Origin of the sequence: Glycomyces sp. MUSA5-2 (genome assembly GCF_037034145.1) — a bacterium.
GTDB classification, from domain to species: Bacteria; Actinomycetota; Actinomycetes; order Mycobacteriales; family Micromonosporaceae; genus Glycomyces; species Glycomyces artemisiae.
Map to the genome: position 1 here is coordinate 1 of NZ_JBAGKG010000028.1, position 713 is coordinate 713.

The following is a 713-nucleotide window of genomic DNA, read 5'->3' on the forward strand; positions in this document are numbered from 1 at the left end:
GGCCACGAGCGCTTCGATCGCGGCCACGAGTTCCGGGTCGCCGCCCTGCTCGGGGAACCCAGCGCCGTTGGAGCGCTCCGCGATCACCTTCCACGGCTGGGAGACCCGGGCCTTCTCGCCCTGGACGACGATCTCCTGCTCCTCGCCGTGGTGCACGACCGAGCTCGTCAGCTGCGCGAGCCCCTGCTCGAACCGGAGCACCGCCACCGAGAGGTCCTCGACCTCGCTGTTGCCGTGCTGCGCGTTCGCGAGCATCGCGGTGATCTCGGCGGGGCGGCCCAGCATCCATAGCAGCAGGTCGATGTGGTGGATGGCGTGGTTGAGCGTGCAGCCGCCGCCCTCCTTCTCCCACGTGCCGCGCCACCACAGGTCGTAGTACGGCAGGCCGCGCCACCAGGCCGAGTCCACCCGCACGTGCGAGACGGAGCCGAGGAGCCCGGAGTCGAGGACGTCCTTGAGGGTCGCGAGGTCGTCGCGGAAGCGGTTCTGCGCCACCACCGAGAGGAGCTTCCCCGAGCGCTCCTGCGCGGCGAGCATCGCGTCGCACTCCTCAAGCGACGGCGCCATCGGCTTCTCCACCAGGACGTGCACGCCCGCGTCGAGCGCCGCCACGGTCAGCGCCGCGTGCGTGGACGGCGGCGTCGCGATGCTCACGAGGTCGAGGCCCGCCTCGGCGATCATCTCCAGCGGGTCGTCGTACCCGGTCGCGCCCG

At 71.8% G+C, this 713-nt stretch carries 1 protein-coding gene; it reads right to left on the reverse strand.

The genetic code is table 11. The features are described from left to right. The coding region (locus tag WA640_RS28690) for a Gfo/Idh/MocA family protein (RefSeq protein WP_335992389.1) at window positions 1–713 on the reverse strand (713 nt) is incomplete at both ends.